The organism is Wenjunlia vitaminophila DSM 41686 (genome assembly GCF_000380165.1).
In the GTDB taxonomy this organism is placed as follows: domain Bacteria; phylum Actinomycetota; class Actinomycetes; order Streptomycetales; family Streptomycetaceae; genus Wenjunlia; species Wenjunlia vitaminophila.
In genome coordinates this window covers 273310-291451 of sequence record NZ_KB904635.1, presented here as the reverse complement: position 1 = coordinate 291451, position 18142 = coordinate 273310, and the positions used below count along the sequence as shown (strand labels likewise).

Sequence of the window (18142 nt, the reverse complement as noted above, 5' to 3'; positions counted from 1 at the left end):
CCCGCGCACACCACCATGGACTGCGCGTCGTGCGGAGCGAGAACCAAGCACGCACTGCCTCTTTCGGAACGTACCTACGCCTGCACCGCGTGCGCAGCCGTGTCCCCCAGGGACAAGAACTCCGCACGCGTGATGCTGGTCCGGGCTGGTCTCAACCCGGCTGGCGCTGAGGGCGCAAGACCCCCGGGAGCGCTGCTCCCGGAGGCAGCCTGAGCCAGGAATCCCCTCCCTTCAGGGAGGGGAGGATTCAAGGGTGACAATGGACCGCATGGACATGCGGCGCGCACAGGTGGCCGGCCCCGATCTGGCCTCCGTGGCGAAACTTCTGGCCGATGGCACGCGGGCAGGCATCTGTCTGGCCCTGCTCGACCGCCGGGCTTGGACAGCGACGGAACTGGCACGTCATGTGGGGGTGGCGCCCTCGACAGCGACTGAGCACCTGCACGCGCTCGTCCGGGGGAACCTGCTGGTCGAGGAACGGCAGGGTCGCCACCGCTACGTGCGCCTGGCTGGTCCGCACGTCGCCGAGCTGATCGAGAGCCTCGCCGCGATGGCACCCGAGCGCACCCCGGCACCCCGCTCCCTGTCGGCGGCTGGCCGCCGACAGGCCCTCGCCCACGCCCGCACCTGCTACGACCACCTCGCCGGGACCGTGGGGGTCGCGATCACCGATGCGATGCTCGAGCGGAGGCTGCTGGACCTGGAGCGCGGACTCGGGCTCACCAGCGCCGGAGCGACCTGGCTCGCAGACCTCGGCATCACCGTCCCGACCAGCACGCGCCGACCGGCGGTACGGCCATGCCTGGACTGGACCGAACGCCGCCCCCACCTGGCCGGTGCCGTCGGTGCCGCTCTGTGCCGTCACGCGTTCGACGCGGGTTGGATCACTCCCGTCGGTACCACGCGCGCCGTCGCCGTCACCACCGTCGGCCGACAGGCACTCCGCCGCCACCTCGGCATGTCCGAGGAGTGCCTGTCGCAGGAGTGAGTGGACCTGGGAGACCAGGACCACCGCCCGGGGGCATGCCGGACCTGTCCCTGATCGTCGTTCTTGCGGCCCCTCGCGGCACAGCCTTCGCGCAGTGCCCCGCGGGAGCGGCACGGGGCCGGCGCGCACCCCGCGCCGGCCCCGTGCCGTCAGAACAGGTGGACGATCAGAAGCGGCGCGTGATCAGGGCCCGCTTGACCTCCTGGATCGCCTTGGTGACCTCGATCCCCCGGGGGCAGGCGTCCGTGCAGTTGAAGGTGGTCCGGCAGCGCCACACCCCCTCCTGCTCGTTGAGGATCTCCAGGCGCTGCTCGCCGCCCTCGTCCCGGGAGTCGAAGATGAAGCGGTGCGCGTTGACGATCGCCGCCGGGCCGAAGTACTGCCCGTCGTTCCAGAAGACCGGGCAGGAACTGGTGCACGCCGCGCACAGGATGCACTTGGTGGTGTCGTCGAAGCGCTCCCGGTCCTTCGCCGACTGGCGGCGCTCCCGGGTGGGCTCGTTCCCCGTGGTGATCAGGAACGGCATCACGTCCCGGTACGCCTGGAAGAACGGCTCCATGTCCACCACGAGGTCCTTCAGGACCGTGAGGCCCTTTATCGGCTCGACGGTGATCGGCTTGTCCGGGTTGATGTCCTTGATCAAGGTCTTGCAGGCGAGCCGGTTGCGGCCGTTGATCCGCATGGCGTCGGAACCGCAGATGCCGTGCGCACAGGAGCGGCGGAAGGTCAGGGTGCCGTCGATCTCCCACTTGATCTTGTGCAGGGCGTCCAGGACCCGCTCCTTGGGGTCCATCTCGATCTGGTAGTCGACCCAGGCGGATTCCGCGGACACCTCGGGGTTGAACCGACGCACCCGCACCGTGATCGCGATCCGGTCGACGGAGGGGGCCGCCGCGGGGGCGGCGTCCGCCGGCTGGTCCACCGTTGCTGTGCTCATCAGTACTTACGCTCCATCGGCTGGTAGCGGGTCTGCACGACCGGTTTGTAGTCGAGTCGGATCGACACGGTCCCGTCGGCGCCCTCCTCGCGGTACGCCATGGTGTGCCGCATGAAGTTGACGTCGTCCCGGTTGGGGTGGTCCTCGCGGTAGTGACCGCCGCGGGACTCCTTGCGGGCGAGTGCGGACACCGCGAGGACCTCGGCGAGGTCGAGCAGGTTGCCCAGCTCCACCGCCTCCAGCAGGTCGGTGTTGTACCTGCGGCCCTTGTCCTGCACCGAGACCCGCTTGTAGCGCTCCTTGAGCTCGGCGATGTCGGCCACGGCCTGCTTCAGCGTCGCCTCGGTGCGGAAGACCATCGCGTTGACGTCCATGGTCTCCTGCAGCGCGGTGCGGATCTCGGAGACCCGCTCGCTGCCGGTGCTCTGGCGCAGGTCCTCCACCATGCGCACCACCTCGGACTCGGGGCTCTCGGGGAGCTCCACGTACTCGTGGGTGGCCGCGTACGCCGCGGCGGCGATGCCCGCCCTGCGGCCGAAGACGTTGATGTCCAGCAGCGAGTTGGTGCCCAGGCGGTTGGCGCCGTGCACGGAGACGCACGCCACCTCGCCGGCCGCGTACAGGCCGGGCACCACGTCGGTGTTGTTGGACAGGACCTCGCCCTCGACGTTGGTCGGGATGCCGCCCATGGTGTAGTGCGCGGTGGGCTGGATCGGGATCGGGTCCGTGTAGGGCTCGATGCCCAGGTAGGTGCGGGCGAACTCGGTGATGTCGGGGAGCTTGGCGTCCAACTGCTCGGGCGGCAGGTGGGTCAGGTCCAGGTAGACGTGGTCGCCGTCCGGCCCGCAGCCGCGGCCCTCGCGGATCTCGGTGTAGATCGCCCGGGAGACCACGTCACGGGAGGCCAGGTCCTTCATCACCGGCGCGTAGCGCTCCATGAAGCGCTCGCCGTCCTTGTTCCGCAGGATGCCGCCCTCACCCCGGGCACCCTCGGTGAGCAGGATGCCCATCCGCCAGATGCCCGTCGGGTGGAACTGGAAGAACTCCATGTCCTCCAGCGGCAGCCCCCGCCGGAACGCCACGGCCTGCCCGTCACCGGTCAGGGTGTGCGCGTTCGAGGTCACCTTGAAGAACTTGCCGCAGCCGCCGGAGGCGAACACGACGGCCTTCGCCTGGAAGATGTGGATCTCACCGGTGGCCAGCTCGTAGGCGACCACGCCGGCCGTCCGGCCCTCGTTGATGAGCAGGTCCAGGACGTAGAACTCGTTGAAGAACTCCACGCCCTCCTTGACGCAGTTCTGGTACAGCGTCTGGAGGATCATGTGACCCGTGCGGTCCGAGGCGTAGCACGAACGGCGTACCGCGGCCTCGCCGTGGTTGCGGGTGTGGCCTCCGAACCGACGCTGGTCGATGGTGCCGTCCGGGGTCCGGTTGAACGGCAGGCCCATCTTCTCCAGGTCCAGGACCGAGTCGATGGCCTCCTTCGCCAGGATCTCGGCGGCGTCCTGGTCGACCAGGTAGTCACCGCCCTTGATCGTGTCGAAGGTGTGCCACTCCCAGTTGTCCTCCTCGACGTTCGCCAGGGCGGCGGCCATGCCGCCCTGGGCGGCGCCGGTGTGGGAGCGGGTGGGGTAGAGCTTCGTCAGCACGGCGGTGCGGCTGCGCTTGGTGGCCTCGATCGCGGCGCGCATGCCGGCGCCGCCCGCGCCGACGATGATGGTCTCGTACTTGTGGATCTGCATGAGGTCGCGTCCCCTATCTAGAGCCAGGCAAGGGGGGTGGGCCCGGCCCTAGCGGATGTTCGGGTCGAAGGTGAAGATCACCAGGGTGCCTAGCAGGATGGTGAACACCGAGGCGGTGTACAGCAGCATCTTCAGCCAGAACCGGGTGTTGTCCCGCTCGGCGTAGTCGTTGATGACCGTCCGCATGCCGTTGGTGCCGTGGATCATGGCGAGCCACAGCATCAGCAGGTCCCAGACCTGCCAGAACGGCGATGCCCAACGGCCGGCCACGAAGGCGAAGCCGATCCGGGAGACGCCGCCGTCCAGCACGAGCTGGATCAGCAAGTGGCCGATGACCAGGACCACGAGGACGATGCCCGACAGCCGCATGAACAGCCAGGCGTGCATCTCGAAGTTGGTGCGCCGGTTGCGGGGCGTGCGCTTCGTCCGGGCCCGGGGCGGCTCGATGACCGGAGCCGGGTTGTCCGGGCCGTAGGCGGCGCTGGAGGCGGTCAGGTCCACCGAGGATTCCACCGACATGGTCGTCACTCCCCGAACAGGATTTCGGCGGCGTGGTGCAGGACCGGGTAGGCCGCACCAGCCATCAGCACGAGCCAGATGCCCATCACCGTCCACAGCATCTGGCGCTGGTACCTCGGGCCGTTGCCCCAGAAGTCAACGGCGATCAGCCGAAGACCGTTCAGCGCGTGAAACAGGACGGCCGCGACCAGCCCGTACTCCATCAGGGAGACGAGCGGTGTCTTGTAGCTGGCGATGACGGTGTCATAAGCCTCGGGGGAGACCCGAACCAGCGCGGTGTCGAGGACGTGCACAAACAGGAAGAAGAAGATGGTGACGCCGGTGACTCGATGAGCCACCCAGGACCACATGCCTTCCCGGCCGCGGTACAGCGTTCCAGCCGGCACGGAAATACCCTCCGGGTGCGGGGACAAGGGCCTGCCGGCTTCACTGTCGGTCGGGCCCGGCCGGATTACGGACCACCGGCCCCTGCCATCGTAGCGACGCGTCATCGCGTCAAGCCCTCGGGGTGGTCGAGGTGTGATCAACCCCGCACTCGCGGGTCAACTGGATCGTGCCGGGCGCGCCGGCCGTGGTCGGCGCGCCCGGGGCTCGGCGGGCGCCGGTGGTGCGGCGAACAGCCGATGGGTGGGGAACGTGAGGGTGGTCGGCGGTCGTGACCGTCGGGGCCGCCATCGGCGAAGCAATTCGTTCTGGTGTTCGAGTGGTTCCGGCGCCCGGAGGTGTCAGTCCTGTTCGGGATCGTTCGGGCGTTCCGGAGGCCGGCCGATCGGAGTTCGGCTCCGGAGGTCGGGGCCGTCCATGTGTGGGGGTCCGTGCCGGACGCCTGTGCGCGGGTCGCGCCGGGGGTGCCGGACCGCTGGGGGTGAGGGGATGCCTCGGTGGCGCCCGCGGCCGACCGGTGGGTCAGGTGGCGGGTGAGCCGCTGCCGGTCAGGGTGGGGGATGCGATCAGGTGCTCGAGGCGGTTCCGGGCGATCCGGTGCAGCTCTCGGGCGGCGACCGGGCGCTCCTGCTCGGGGGTGTGGTAGAGCCGGGTGTGCAGGGAGGTGAGGACCCGATCGAGTACCTCCTCCGGCGGGCAGCCGTCGAGGCTCACCACGAAGGCGTGCCCGAACCGGCTCTCGTAGGCGGCGTGCGCGGCGCGCAGTGCGGTGTGGGCGGCCTGGTTCCCGTGGAGGCGCAGGCCGGTCAGGGGCTGTGGGGCCTGGCTCTCGTCGGCGAGGGCCTCGCTGAGGTCGGCCTCGGTCATCGCGCGGGCCGCCTCGTCGGCGGTGACGAGGAGCGTGGCCATGTCCGGGTAGGGGCGGCGGTCGATGATGTGGGTGGCCCAGCGGCGCGAGCCGCAACAGCCGAGCAGGGCTGCCTCGGCGACACTCGGGGATGCGGTGTTGAAGCGGTGCAGCCCTGTGGGGGCGGGCACCGGTGTCGTGGGGATCAGCGGAACCTCCCGGGCTGGACGGGGTGGGAAGCAGGGCCGTGGGGACAACACGGCGCTGGGGGGAGGGAGTTGTGAGTTGGCTCACTCTAGTGTGCCTCAAGCACCCCCGGTTGGGGACCGTCTGAAATTCACCCGCTCGGGAATGTGTGATGTGTCGGACCGCGTTCCTTGGCGGAGGGCGTGACCCTCATCGGTCCTATAGTTGTGACTATGCTACGAAATGCCCTTCTGGCCCCTTCCCGTGCTCTCGCCATGGGAATGGTCAGTGGGCTGATGGTCCTGACGGCCGGTGCCTGCGACAGTTCCTCCTCGCCCACCCCCTCAGCCAGCTCCGCCGCCCCGTCCTCCCGGCCCCCGAGCCCCTCTCCCGAGCCCGCCCCGCCCACCACCGCGCCGCTGCCCCGGGGCACGGCCCCGCTGGCGACGATCCCGTCGGTGCGCTCGTTCACCGGCAGCGACTCCGGCCGTGGCTGGTGGCCGAGGCCCGGCACCCGGGTGATCGCCGGGTCCGCGGAACTGGTTGACGAGGCCCGGCTGCTCGCCGGCGAGCTGGACGTCACCGCGGCGGGGCCGGACGGGGGAACGCCGCCGCGGGAGGGCGACGTGCGCCTGGTCCTCGAAGCGGGCAGCGCCCCGCCCGAGGGCTACCGGATGGACAGCCGCCGTGGCCGCCTGGTCATCACCGGCAGCACCGACGCCGGCGTCTTCTACGGCACCAGGACCGCCCTGCAGGCCCTGCGCGCCCGCGGCCACGTCCCCCCGGGCGTGGCCGAGGACCACCCCGACCGTCCGCAGCGGGGCCTGTCCGTGGACATCGCCCGCAAGCACTTCACCGCCGCGTGGCTCAGGGCCCGGGTGCGCGAGATGGGCGACCTCAAGCTCAACCAGCTCCACCTGCACCTCTCCGACGACCAGGGATTCCGGGTGGAGAGCAGCAGCCACCCCGAGATCGTCTCGGCCCGGCACCTGACCAAGCGCGAGGTCCGGGGCATCGTCGCCCTCGCCCGCTCCCGGCACATCACCGTCGTTCCGGAGATCGACAGCCCCGGACACCTCGGTGCGGTGCTCAGGGCCCACCCCGAGCTCCAGCTCAGGGACGTGACGGGGACCCCGCTGCGCGGTGCGGTGGACATCTCCCAACCCGCGGCCGGCCGGCTGGTGGACGACCTGATCCGGGAGTACGCCGACCTGTTCCCCGGGCGCTACTGGCACCTGGGCGGGGACGAGTACCTGGCGCTGCGGGCCGAGGACCCGGAGCGCTCCTACCCGCAGCTCGCCGCCGACGCCCGCCGCCGCTTCGGGCCGGACGCCACGGTCGCCGACGCGGCCACCGGCTGGCTCAACGACCGGCAGGACACGGTCCGGGCGGTCGGCAAGCAGGCCAAGGCCTGGAACGACGGCTTCCACTCCGGGCCCCGGGTCGCCGCCGACCGGGACCGGGAGGTGGAGTACTGGACGGGCCGGGAGTTCGGGCAGCGGGAACCGCAGGAGTTCCTCCGCGCGGGGCGGCCCGTGGTCAACGTCAACGACGAGTTCCTCTACTACGTCCTCGGTGAGCCCAACAACTTCACGTATCCCACCGGTGAGCGGATCTACCGCCAGTGGTCGCCCGCGGTGCTGCGCGGCACCCGGCCCGTCCCCCGGGACCTGGCGGGACCGGACCAGGTGCTCGGCGGCCGGCTCGCCGTGTGGTGCGACTTCTCCGACGCCCAGACCGAGGCGCAGGTGGCCCGGGGCATCCGGATGCCGCTGCGCGCCCTCGCCCAGCGGGTGTGGGACCCGGAGCCGCCCTCGCTGCCGTGGACCTCCTTCGTCCGGCTCGCCGACCGGGTGGACGGCGACTGAGGGGCGGGACACGCCCGTCCTCCGCGCCCGTGCCGCGCCCCCCGCGCCGGTACCGTCAGTTCCGGGGCGGGCGTGGCGACGGACGGCGCCGCCCGGTGTGAGCAACGTCCCAGCCGGCCTCCCTCCACGGCCGAGACGTCGGGACTACAGTCCGCCCCGAGCGGTGGACGACCACACCGGCTCAGTGGTGCGCACGGGGAAACGGTGGATCACCGGAAACCGGCGGGTGCGCACGGGGAACGCGCGGCGACCGGCACGCGCGGCACGGAGACGAGTGGAAGGCTGGGATACCTATGACACACCAGTCGGAGTCGGGACTGCCCATCGAGCCCGTGTACGGCCCCGAGGCACTGACCGGCTGGGACCCGGCGGTCCAGTTGGGCGAGCCGGGGCAGTACCCGTTCACCCGCGGCGTCTACCCGACCATGTACACCGGACGGCCGTGGACGATGCGGCAGTACGCCGGGTTCGGCACCGCGGTGGAGTCCAACGCCCGGTACCAGCAGCTCATCGCCAACGGCACCATGGGCCTTTCCGTCGCCTTCGACCTGCCCACCCAGATGGGGCACGACTCCGACGCGCCGCTGGCCCACGGCGAGGTGGGCAAGGTCGGGGTGGCCATCGACTCGATCGAGGACATGCGGGTGCTGTTCCACGGCATCCCGCTGGACCAGGTCTCCACCTCGATGACGATCAACGCGCCGGCCGCGCTGCTCCTGCTGCTCTACCAACTCGTCGCCGAGGAGCAGGGCATCCCCGCCGGACGGCTCACCGGCACCATCCAGAACGACGTGCTCAAGGAGTACATCGCCCGCGGCACCTACATCTTCCCGCCCAAGCCCTCACTGCGGCTGATCGCCGACATATTCCAGTACTGCCGGGCCGAGGTCCCCAAGTGGAACACGATCTCGATCTCCGGCTACCACATGGCCGAGGCCGGCGCCAGCCCGGCCCAGGAGATCGCCTTCACCCTGGCCAACGGCATCGAGTACGTGCGCACCGCCCTCGCGGCGGGCATGGACGTCGACGACTTCGCACCCCGGCTGTCGTTCTTCTTCGTCTCCCGCACCACCATCCTCGAGGAGGTGGCCAAGTTCCGCGCCGCCCGCCGGATCTGGGCCCGGGTGATGAGGGAGGAGTTCGGGGCCCGCAACCCGAAGTCGCAGATGCTGCGCTTCCACACCCAGACCGCCGGGGTGGCGCTCACCGCCCAGCAGCCCGAGGTGAACCTGGTCCGGGTCGCCGTCCAGGGCCTGGCCGCGGTCCTCGGCGGCACCCAGTCCCTGCACACCAACTCCTTCGACGAGGCCATCGCGCTGCCCACCGACAAGGCCGCCCGGCTCGCCCTGCGCACCCAGCAGGTCCTGGCCTACGAGACCGACGTCACCGCCACCGTGGACCCGTTCGCCGGCTCCTACGTGATGGAACGGATGACCGACGAGGTGGAGGCCGCGGCGGTGGAGCTGATGGCCACCGTGGAGGAGCTCGGCGGCGCGGTCAACGCGATCGAACGGGGCTACCAGAAGAACGAGATCGAGCGGAATGCCTACCGCATCGCCCAGGAACAGGACTCCGGCGAACGCGTCGTGGTCGGTGTCAACCGGTTCACCCTGGACGAGGAGGAACCGTACGAGCCGCTGCGGGTCGATCCGGCCATCGAACGGCAGCAGGCCGACCGCCTCGCCAAACTCCGCGCCGACCGGGACAACGCCGCCGTCACCGGCGCCCTGGACGCCCTGCGCGCCGCCGCCCGCAGCACCGACAACGTCCTGCCGCCCATGAAGCGGGCGCTCGCCGCCAGGGCCACCGTCGGCGAGGTCTGCAACGCCCTGCGCGAGGTCTGGGGCACCTACGTCCCCTCGGAAGGAGTGTGATCGACATCAGTGGGACGCCGACCCCGGTCCTGCCCGTGGTGGTGGTGATGGGCGTGGCGGGGACGGGGAAGAGCACCGTGGGCCGGCTCCTCGCCGAGTTGCTCGCGGTGCCGTTCGCCGACGCCGACGACTTCCACCCGCCGGCGAACATCGCCAAGATGTCCGCGGGCAAGCCCCTGGACGACGCCGACCGGGAGCCCTGGCTGGACGCCGTCGGCGCGTGGACGGCCCACCGCGGGACCACCGGCGGGGTGGTCGGGTGCTCCGCGCTCAAGCGCTGCTACCGCGACCGGCTGCGGACGCACAACCCCGACGTGTTCTTCCTGTACCTGCACGGCGACCCCGACCTGATCGCCGCCAGACTCGACGGACGGCGCGGCCACTTCATGAAGACGGGGATGCTCCGGTCGCAGCTCCGCGACCTGCAACCCCTGGAGCCGGACGAACGCGGCACCGCCGAGGACGTCAGCCAGGCGCCCGCAGTGATCGCCGACCGCGTCGCCGCCGTGCTGCGCACCCGGTGAGGAGGGGCCGCCCGCCGTGTCGCCCGCCGCGGCGGTCCGGCTGCTGAGACGGTCAACTGATCCCACATCACCGGTGGCCGTCGCCGCGTTGTAGAGGTCGTGAACGCACCACGCACCAAGGCCCGGCGGCCCGCCGAGCCCTCTCCGGGGTCCCGTTTCAGTTGCCTCCCCGGCCTGCTCCTCGCCTACTTCATCCTCGCCGTCATCGCCGTCGGATGCGTGGCCCAGCAGGTACCCGACTGACGTCCCCGCGGGCCCCGCGGGCACACCCGCGGACCCGCTGACGCCCCCGGGGGGCGTTCCGCTCGTCGCGGCGTGCTGTTCATCGCGCGTACAGATGTCGTTGCACGGAGTATTGGAATCGCTTCCTACGCTCCGAGGCGTGCCAGCAAGCCCACCGAGCCCCACCGCGCAGCACGCCAGGGTCCTCGTCCTCGCCGACTCGGACACGCGCTGGAAGTGGGGAGCCCTGATCGCCAGACAGCTCGCCCCCGGAGCCGAGCTGCACGGCAGGCTGCTGCGCGGCCGGGCCACCCCCACCGTGCGGCAGTTGCGGGAGGTCGGCGTCGACCCCGCCTCGCTGGACGAGGTGACCACGGCCCGGTTCCTGCACGAGCTCGGCCCCGGGTCCGGGCCGCGGCCCGACGTGGTGGTGCTCTCCCTGGTCGGCGGCGCCGTCCAGGCGGTGCTGCACGGCCTCGGACGGGTCTGGCACGGGCAGGAGCAGCGGCCGGTGGTGGTCACCGGATACGTCGGCGTGGTCTACGAGAAGCTCACCGACGGGTTGCTGCTGCGCGCCGGTGCCGACCTGGTGCTCGCCAACGGCGCCCACGACGCCCAGCGCTTCCGCGCCGTCTACGCCGGTGTGGGCCTGGACCCCGACGCCGTAGTGGAGACGTCGCTGCCGTTCCTCGGCGGCCAGCCGTACGCGCCCGGCGACGACCGGCCGTTCACCGTGACGTTCGCGGTGCAGCCCAGCGTCCCCGGTGACCCCCGCGACCGGATGTACCTGCTGCGCCGCGCCGCGGACCACGCACGACGGCACCCGGACCGGGACGTGCTGGTCAAGCTGCGCAGCAAGCCGGGGGAGCACACCACGCACCTGGAGGAGAGCCCCTACCAGAAGCTGGTCCGCCGGCTCGCGGACCGCCCGGACAACCTGCGCCTGGTCTACGGGAACATGGGCGACGTCCTGGACCGCACGGACCTGATGGTGACCGTCAGCTCCACCGCCGCGCTGGAGTCGATGCACCGCGGCGTCCCCACCGCGGTCCTCGCCGACCTCGGGGTGCGCGAGGCCCTCGGCAACCACCACTTCCTCGGCTCCGGCTGCCTGACCTCCTGGGACCGGCTGGACCAGGGCCACGTCCCGCGGGCCGACCCGGACTGGCTCGCCCGGCACGGGGTCACCCCGGGCACGGACCCGTTCGCCGCCGCCAGGGAACGGGTGCGCCTGGTCGCCGGCACCAGGCCCGCCCCGGCCCTGCGCACCTACTACACCCCGGCCGTGGCCGGCGGTTACCTCCCCGGCCTCCTGGCGCGTTACGGCCTGGACCCCACCGGTGGGCCGCTGCGGGACCAGCCCGCCACGACCGCCCCCGCCGACCCCGGGCCGGTGCGCAGGGCCGTGCGCGGCGGCGCCCGCTGGGCCTACCGCTCCGGCGTGCAACGCGTCGCCCCGCTGATCCGCCGGGTGGGGGAGCTGTGACCCCCCTCGCCCGTCCCGCCGGGACGCGCGGCGTGCCCGCAGGGGCCGCCCGATCCGTGTCCTTCCCCCAGGAGCGAAGCCGATGAGTGCCGTGCTGGCCGTCATACCCGCCAGGGGCGGGTCCAAGGGAGTCCCCGGGAAGAACGTGCTGCCGGTCGGCGGCACGCCGCTGGTCGCGCGGGCCGTCCGGGCCTGTGTGGCCGCCCGACGGGCCACCCACGTGGTGGTCTCCACCGACGACGGGACGATCGCCGACGCCGCGCTCGGCGCCGGAGCGGAGGTGGTGCGGCGTCCCGCGCGGATCGCCGGGGACGGTGCGAGCAGCGAGTCCGCGCTGCTGCACGCCATGGACGAGTTCGCGGCACGGCACGGCGCCGACCCGGAGGTGGTGCTGCTGGTGCAGTGCACCAGCCCCTTCCTCACCGCCGCCGACGTGGACGGGGTCGCTGCCGCGGTGCTGGACGACGGAGCGGACACCGCCCTGACCGTCGCTCCGTTCCACGGGTTCCTCTGGCGCGCGGTGGACGGTGACGGACAGGGGGTCAACCACGACCGGACGGGCCGTCAGCTCCGCCAGGAACGGCCGCTCGACCTGCTGGAGACGGGTGCCGCCTACGCCATGCGCGCAGCGGGACTGCGCGCCGCCGGGCACCGCTTCTTCGGCAGGACCGCGCTGGTGCGGACCGATCCGGCGCGCGTACTGGAGATCGACGAACCCGCGGACCTGCACCGGGCCCGCGCGCTGGCCCCGCTGCTCGACACCGGGGGCGGCGGTGCCCTGCCCGGCCGGGGCGACATCGACGCCGTGGTCCTGGACTTCGACGGCACCCAGACCGACGACCGGGTGCTCGTGGACGCCGACGGGCGCGAGACCGTCGCGGTGCACCGCGGCGACGGGCTCGGCATCGCCGCGCTGCGCCGGGCCGGGCTGCCCGTCCTGATCCTGTCCAGCGAGCAGAACCCGGTGGTCGCCGCGCGGGCCCGCAAACTGCGCGTCCCCGTGGTGCACGGGGTGGACCGCAAGGACGTGGTGCTCAAACAGTGGTGCCAGGAGCAGGGCGTCGCTCCTGAACGGGTGCTCTACGTCGGCAACGACGTCAACGACCTGCCCTGCTTCGACCTCGTCGGCTGGCCGGTCGCGGTCGCCGACGCCCACGGCGTGGTCCGCGCCGCCGCCCGTTCGGTCACCGCCGCGTCCGGCGGACACGGGGCGATACGCGAGATCGCCTCCTGGATTCTCGGAAAGGACCTCCACTCATGACCAGCTCCCCGCAACGCCTGCGCACCCTGGGGCAGCGACTCGTCGGCACCGGCCGCCCGGTCTACGTCACCGGCGAGATAGGGATCAACCACAACGGCGACCTGGAGAACGCGTTCCGGCTGATCGACATCGCCGTCGAGGCCGGCTGTGACGCCGTCAAGTTCCAGAAACGCACCCCGGAGATCTGCACCCCGCGGGACCAGTGGGACGTCGAGCGGGACACCCCGTGGGGACGGATGACCTACATCGAGTACCGCCACCGCGTCGAGTTCGACGAACAGGGCTACGCCGCCATCGACGAGTACTGCCGCAAGCACGGCATCGACTGGTTCGCCTCGCCCTGGGACGTGCCCAGCGTGGAGTTCCTCGAGCGGTTCGACGTCCCGGCGTACAAGGTGGCCTCGGCCTCGCTCACCGACGACGAACTGCTGCGCGCCATGCGGGCCACCTCACGCACGGTCATCCTGTCCACCGGCATGTCCACCCCGCGGCAGATCAGGCACGCGGTCGAGGTCCTGGGCAGCGAGAACATCGTGCTCTGCCACGCCACGAGCACCTACCCGGCCCGGCCCGAGGAGCTCAACCTGCGGATGCTGCACACGCTCCAGCAGGAGTACCCCAACGTGCCGATCGGCTACTCGGGACACGAGGTGGGGTTGCAGACCACGCTGGCGGCGGTCGCGCTCGGGGCGGTCTTCGTGGAACGGCACATCACCCTGGACCGGGCCATGTGGGGGTCGGACCAGGCCGCGTCCGTGGAGCCCCAGGGGCTACAGCGGCTGGTCAGGGACATCCGCACCGTGGAGAAGTCGCTGGGCGACGGGGTGAAGCGGGTCTACGACAGCGAACTGGGCCCGATGCGCAAGCTGCGCCGGGTCCCCGGGGTCGTCGCCGAGACCGAGGCGCGGGAAGCGGGGTCCGGGGAGTCCGGGTCCGGGGAGTCCGGGCCCCGGGAGTCCGGGGCGCGGGGCGCCGCGGCCCGACAGGGTGCGGGCGTTCCGGCATGACCGGCACCCTGGCCCTGGTGGAGAGCCCGGTCCAGTTGCTCAACGTGCTGGAGTGGGCGCACCGGCGCCGCGACGGCGGTGCCGGAGGGGCGACCGTCCCCACCACACCGACGACGGGCCCGACCGGGCCCCGCACCCCGGGGCCCGAGGGGGCCACGGCCGCCCGCCGTCCCGAAGACCCCCCCGACGCCGAGGGCCGCGGGGAGGGGACGCTGCGGATCGCGGTGCTGCCGCCGAGCGACGCGGTCGGACGCGGTCAGTTGATCGCCATGGCCGGCCTCGCCAGGGCCGAGGGCCACCCCGTGCGTGGGTACCCGGCCCGGGGTTCGGCGTCGGCCCTCGCCCGTTGCCTGCTGGCGCTGGCCCCCGCGGTGGCCACGGCGCGGCACCTGGTGCTCGGTGACCCGTTCTCCGGTCTCGCCCAGACCCTGCTGCCGCTGGCCCGCGGCGCCCGGGAGATCACCGTGGTGGACGACGGCACCGCCACCATGGAGTTCGTCTCCCTGCTCGGGGCGGGCCGGCCCCTGGTGCGCTGGCACCACACCGGGGACGCCAGGTCCTCGGCGGCCCGGGCGACCCGGCTGCTCAGCCCGCGCCGCGGCCGGCGGATCGAGTTGTTCAGCTCGATGCCGGTCACCGCGCCCCCCGACGTCCTCCACACGGTCAACGCCTACGACTGGGCCCGGTCCCGCTACGGGCCGCCGCGGATCACCCCGGGCGTGGACATGGTGGGCAGTTCACTGGTGGAGACGGGGGTGGTGGACCGGGACCGCTACCTCGACGGCGTCGCCACCCTGGTCCGCACCCTGGGGGTGACCCGCTACCTGGCGCACCGCCGCGAGGACGACGACAAGTTGGCCGTGCTCGCCGGAAGGACCGGGGTGCGGGTCGTCCGCCCCGAGCTGCCCCTGGAGCTGGAGGCCAGGCGCGGGCCGACCGCCGCCAGGATCGTCAGCTTCCCCTCCACCGTGGTGCACACCCTGCCGGTGGCGCTGGCCGGCACGGGCGCCGCCGTGGAGGTCCTCGACGTGGACCCGGCCTGGTTGACCAGCACCGCGTCCGACCGGGCCAGGTCGTTCCTGGCCACGGTGGTCGGCACCGCCCGCGGCCCGCGGCGGCTCGACGCCGTCCGGGCGCCGACCCGGCTCCCGGCCACCTGATCCCGCCCTGCTCCGCTACGCGGGCGCCCTGGGGGGCCGCGGGACGCCCAGGGCGCCGTTCGGGGACGTCCGCTCCCCTTTCGGGTGAGTCCGGACGAGTGACTTTCGGGTCGTGGCGCCTGTCCCGTTGACGGTCCCCCCGCGGGCCGGGGCCCCGGCCCGCGGGGGGCCGGGCCGAGGTCGCCACCGTTCCAACGGGCAGTCAGCGCCGTGGTCGACGGGGAACGGGAGGGTGTGCGGTGGCCGCCGGGTCGGCCGTGACACCCCCTTCCGCGCGCCCTCGAGGGAGCTTCGAGACGCTCGGCTCACGGTGGAACGGCGGCACAGCGACGCTGGCGCGTTCGCCCCTGACGCGGGTGCCGCAGTAGTCTCAGAAGTACCGAGGACGCAAGCGGACCCAAAAGGCTTCCCTTACCCGTGCGTCATGTTTGATATGCCCCAAGCGGGCAACTTTTCTCACTCCCATGGCGCAAATTTTGTCGATCACCCAACTGGAGCGGTCATGCGGCCTAACCTGTCGGGGGTGAACCAGTCACTTCCCGGTGCGGCTGGTCGTCCAGAGGATGATCCGGCCGAGCAAGCCCGGGCGCAGTCCCAAGCGCCCGTCCCGTCCGAGGCGGCCCTGCCCGGCGTCCTGCCCGCGGAGCTCAACGCCGAACTGATCGAGTTCCGGCGTGACCTGCACATGAACCCCGAGCTGGGACGTGAGGAGTTCCGCACCACCATCTCCCTCAAGGCCCGCCTCGAGCTCGAGGGGCTGCGCCCGGTGGTCCTGCCCGGCGGCACCGGGCTGCTCTGTGACATCGACCCGGTGGACCCCTCCGCGGCGGACCGTCCCCGGATCGCGTTGCGCGCCGACATCGACGCCCTGCCGATCCCGGACACCAAGAACGTGCCCTACCGCTCCACCATCCCCGGGCGCGCCCACGCCTGTGGGCACGACGTGCACACCACCGTGGCGCTCGGCGCCGGCCTGGTGCTGGCCGGGCTGGCCCGCGACGGCGTGCTGAACCGGCCGGTGCGGTTGGTGTTCCAGCCGTCCGAGGAGCAGTTGCCCGGTGGCGCCCTGGACGTGATCAAGGCGAACGGCCTGGACGGTGTGAGCCGCATCCTCGCCCTGCACTGCGACCCCAAGGTGGAGGTCGGTCGCATCGGCATCCGTCCCGGTCCGATCACCTCGGCCTGTGACCGGCTGGTCATCGCCCTGGACGGACCCGGGGGGCACAGCGCCCGCCCGCACCTGACCACCGACCTGGTGACGGCGATGGCGAAGATGGCCACCGAGCTGCCGGCGGTGCTGGCGCGCAGGGTGGACCCCCGCAGCGGGCTCAGCCTGGTCTGGGGTCGGATCACCGGCGGCCACGCCTGCAACGTCATCCCCCAGCACGCCGAGCTCGAGGGCACCGTCCGCTGCCTGGACCACACCGCCTGGCAGGAGGCTCCCGACCTGGTGCACGAGGTGATCGACCAGATCGCCGCGATGTACCGGGCCAAGGTGGAGCTGACCTACCACCGCGGGGTTCCCCCGGTGGTCAACGACCCCGGCTCCGCGGAGCTGTTCCGGGACGCGATGACCGCCCGGGCCGGTGCGCACACCGTGGAGGACACCGAACAGAGCCTGGGCGGTGAGGACTTCTCCTGGTACCTGGAGCACGTGCCCGGTGCGCTGGCCCGGTTGGGGGTCCGTCCCGTCGGTGACACAACCCGTCGTGACCTGCACCAGGGCTCGTTCGACGTGGACGAGAAGGCGATCGAGGTCGGGGTGAACCTCCTCACCGCCGCCGTCCTCCTCGACGGCTGATGCCCACTCAGGGACCAAGCGAGTGAAGCTCGACTACGCGGTTGGGAGGATCCTCCCAACCGCGGTGGAGCGTTAACGTCGGGAAGACGACGATCCGATAACGGCGTGTGGGTTTCCCACCGGCAGCCCTTTCCCCTAGTTCTACGCGCGTTAAGCTGCGGCCGACCAGCGCCGCCACGGCGCGCTATGCACAGAGGGGGAAAACCCGTTGCGCCAGGTAACCAAGCTCGCCGCGGTGACGATCGCTGGGGCGCTCGCGCTCACCGCTACCGCCTGCGGCGGCAGCAGCTCCGACGACAGCGGCTCCAAGGACAAGGGCATAGGCCTGGCCTTCGACGTCGGAGGCCGCGGAGACAACTCCTTCAACGACGCCTCATACGCCGGTATGGAGAAGGCGATGAAGGAGTTCGACATCAAGGGCAAGGCCCTGACGCCCCGCGATGGCGAGTCCGAGGACGACAAGGTGCAGCGGCTGACGCAGCTCGCCAAGGAGGGGTACAACCCCGTCATCGGCGTCGGCGCCGTCTACTCCAAGTCCGTCAAGAAGGTGGCCGACCAGTTCCCCAAGACCAGCTTCGCGGTGGTGGACGCCTCGGACAACACCGGCGACAACATCGCCAACCTGGTCTTCACCGAGGAACAGAGCTCGTTCCTCGTCGGCATGGCGGCGGCGCTGGAGACCAAGACCGGAAAGGTCGGCTTCATCGGCGGGGTGAAGATGCCGCTGATCGAGAAGTTCGAGGCGGGGTACCGGCAGGGCGTGGAGTACGCCAAGCCGGGAACCAAGGTGCTGGTCAAGTACCTGGCGAGCCCGCCGAACTACAGCAAGGGCTTCGGTGACCCGGCTGAGGGCGCCAACGCGGCCAAGGGCCAGTTGGACAGCGGCGCGGACGTGATCTACTCCGCCGCGGGCGCCTCGGGGGACGGCGCGATCAAGACCATCTCCCAGGCCAAGAACAAGTGGGCCATCGGCGTGGACCAGGACCAGTACAACCAGAAGAGCCTGGCCGCCTACAAGAACGTCATCCTCACCTCGGCGACCAAGAACTGCTCAGGCGCCGTCTACGACTTCATCAAGAGCGTCGTGGAGGACAAGAAGCCGATGACCGGGGTGCACGAGTTCTCCCTGAAGGACGACGGTGTGGGCTTCTCCGTGTCCAACCCGGACTTCGCCGCCAAGAAGGAGACAGTGACGAAGATCGAGGCGGCCAAGGAGAAGATCATCTCCGGTGAGCTCAAGGTGAACGACAAGCCGTAGGCCCCAGGTGAGCCCGGGGCGCGACGCACCGCCACCTGCCCCGGGCACTCCGCACGGCTGACTTCGGCGTCACGGCGG

17 protein-coding genes are annotated in these 18142 nt (G+C 71.6%); 12 read left to right on the top strand and 5 right to left on the bottom strand.

The window, feature by feature from the left end; all coding sequences use genetic code 11:
- The coding region (locus A3IG_RS32260; RefSeq protein WP_158676897.1) for a zinc ribbon domain-containing protein at positions 1-213 on the top strand (213 nt) is incomplete at its 5' end.
- A 46-nt stretch (positions 214-259) separates the two neighbouring features.
- On the top strand, positions 260-988 hold the full coding sequence (locus A3IG_RS0102615) for an ArsR/SmtB family transcription factor (protein WP_018381994.1): 729 nt from the start codon (positions 260-262) through the stop codon (positions 986-988).
- 166 nt (positions 989-1154) lie between these two features.
- Here A3IG_RS0102615 and A3IG_RS0102610 read toward each other — a convergent pair whose 3' ends face one another.
- The 5 genes from A3IG_RS0102610 to A3IG_RS28335 all read right to left on the bottom strand — a co-directional run bounded on the left by A3IG_RS0102610 (position 1155) and on the right by A3IG_RS28335 (position 5608).
- A complete protein-coding gene (locus tag A3IG_RS0102610; protein ID WP_026219825.1) occupies positions 1155-1925 on the bottom strand; it encodes a succinate dehydrogenase iron-sulfur subunit in 771 nt (256 codons plus the stop codon).
- Positions 1925-3667: a succinate dehydrogenase flavoprotein subunit gene (sdhA, locus tag A3IG_RS0102605; protein ID WP_018381992.1), complete on the bottom strand. Its 1743-nt coding sequence runs from the start codon at positions 3665-3667 to the stop codon at positions 1925-1927. The genes A3IG_RS0102610 and sdhA overlap by 1 nt, the downstream gene beginning before the upstream one ends.
- 48 nt (positions 3668-3715) lie before the next feature.
- Complete coding sequence (locus A3IG_RS0102600) at positions 3716-4186, bottom strand: succinate dehydrogenase hydrophobic membrane anchor subunit (protein WP_018381991.1); 471 nt, start codon at positions 4184-4186, stop codon at positions 3716-3718.
- A 5-nt stretch (positions 4187-4191) separates the two neighbouring features.
- A complete protein-coding gene (sdhC, locus tag A3IG_RS0102595; protein ID WP_078499950.1) occupies positions 4192-4677 on the bottom strand; it encodes a succinate dehydrogenase, cytochrome b556 subunit in 486 nt (161 codons plus the stop codon).
- Positions 4678-5092: 415 nt separating this feature from the next.
- Complete coding sequence (locus tag A3IG_RS28335; RefSeq protein ID WP_018381989.1) at positions 5093-5608, bottom strand: 2-oxo-4-hydroxy-4-carboxy-5-ureidoimidazoline decarboxylase; 516 nt, start codon at positions 5606-5608, stop codon at positions 5093-5095.
- A gap of 291 nt (positions 5609-5899) precedes the next feature.
- Here A3IG_RS28335 and A3IG_RS28330 point away from each other — a divergent pair, with 291 nt between their 5' ends.
- The 10 genes from A3IG_RS28330 (at position 5900) to A3IG_RS0102535 (ending at position 18064) form a co-directional block, all read left to right on the top strand.
- A complete protein-coding gene (locus A3IG_RS28330) occupies positions 5900-7471 on the top strand; it encodes a beta-N-acetylhexosaminidase (protein ID WP_018381988.1) in 1572 nt (523 codons plus the stop codon).
- Positions 7472-7764: 293 nt separating this feature from the next.
- Positions 7765-9345 carry an acyl-CoA mutase large subunit family protein gene (locus A3IG_RS0102575; RefSeq protein ID WP_018381987.1) on the top strand — a complete coding sequence of 527 codons (1581 nt, stop codon included), beginning with the start codon at positions 7765-7767 and terminating at the stop codon, positions 9343-9345.
- The gene (locus tag A3IG_RS0102570) at positions 9342-9869 is read left to right on the top strand and encodes a gluconokinase (protein WP_020557893.1); all 528 of its coding nucleotides are present in this window, start codon (positions 9342-9344) and stop codon (positions 9867-9869) included. The genes A3IG_RS0102575 and A3IG_RS0102570 overlap by 4 nt, the downstream gene beginning before the upstream one ends.
- A gap of 99 nt (positions 9870-9968) precedes the next feature.
- The gene (locus tag A3IG_RS34060) at positions 9969-10112 is read left to right on the top strand and encodes a hypothetical protein (RefSeq protein ID WP_157862346.1); all 144 of its coding nucleotides are present in this window, start codon (positions 9969-9971) and stop codon (positions 10110-10112) included.
- A gap of 94 nt (positions 10113-10206) precedes the next feature.
- Positions 10207-11577, top strand: a complete 1371-nt coding sequence (locus A3IG_RS0102565) for a DUF6716 putative glycosyltransferase (protein ID WP_407701004.1) — start codon at positions 10207-10209, stop codon at positions 11575-11577.
- 82 nt (positions 11578-11659) lie between these two features.
- Positions 11660-12838 (top strand): acylneuraminate cytidylyltransferase, encoded by a 1179-nt coding sequence (locus tag A3IG_RS0102560; protein WP_018381985.1) that lies wholly within the window; start codon positions 11660-11662, stop codon positions 12836-12838.
- Positions 12835-13845, top strand: coding sequence for an N-acetylneuraminate synthase family protein (locus tag A3IG_RS0102555; RefSeq protein ID WP_018381984.1), 1011 nt, complete (start codon positions 12835-12837; stop codon positions 13843-13845). Before A3IG_RS0102560 ends, A3IG_RS0102555 begins: the two co-directional genes overlap by 4 nt.
- Positions 13842-15005 (top strand): hypothetical protein, encoded by a 1164-nt coding sequence (locus A3IG_RS0102550; RefSeq protein WP_018381983.1) that lies wholly within the window; start codon positions 13842-13844, stop codon positions 15003-15005. The genes A3IG_RS0102555 and A3IG_RS0102550 overlap by 4 nt, the downstream gene beginning before the upstream one ends.
- A 523-nt stretch (positions 15006-15528) precedes the next feature.
- Positions 15529-16806, top strand: coding sequence for an amidohydrolase (locus A3IG_RS0102540; protein ID WP_407701003.1), 1278 nt, complete (start codon positions 15529-15531; stop codon positions 16804-16806).
- A gap of 208 nt (positions 16807-17014) precedes the next feature.
- Positions 17015-18064, top strand: a complete 1050-nt coding sequence (locus A3IG_RS0102535) for a BMP family lipoprotein (protein ID WP_018381980.1) — start codon at positions 17015-17017, stop codon at positions 18062-18064.
- Positions 18065-18142 lie beyond the last annotated feature (78 nt).